This window comes from Psychrobacter sp. CAL346-MNA-CIBAN-0220 (assembly GCF_040309805.1).
In the GTDB taxonomy this organism is placed as follows: domain Bacteria; phylum Pseudomonadota; class Gammaproteobacteria; order Pseudomonadales; family Moraxellaceae; genus Psychrobacter.
On the sequence record NZ_JBEOPF010000443.1, the window covers coordinates 1 to 259 of the forward strand.

1 protein-coding gene is annotated in these 259 nt (G+C 45.9%); it reads left to right on the forward strand.

All coding sequences use genetic code 11. The annotated features are described in order from the left end of the window. Nucleotides 1-259 (forward strand): hypothetical protein (locus AAEY88_RS14305; RefSeq protein ID WP_350563458.1); only part of this gene is annotated, 259 nt, incomplete at both ends.

Genomic DNA, 259 nt, shown 5'->3' on the forward strand with positions numbered 1-259 from the left:
TATGTTAGCTATACGATTAACGTTAGCAATAATAGTGGCTCTACTGCTTACGATGTGCAGCTAAAAGATGCTCTGCCCCGTGGTTTTGACTATGTAGTAGGTAGCGCTCGCGTTACTCCTACGACGACTATCAATGTCAATCAACCACAGACCACTGAGTTCAAAGCAGAAGGCAAATACCAAGTCCTAAACCTAGGTAACTTAGAGGCTGGCGCGACTAGAGAGGTCACTTATCGTGTCCTCATTGGTGCATCAGCAC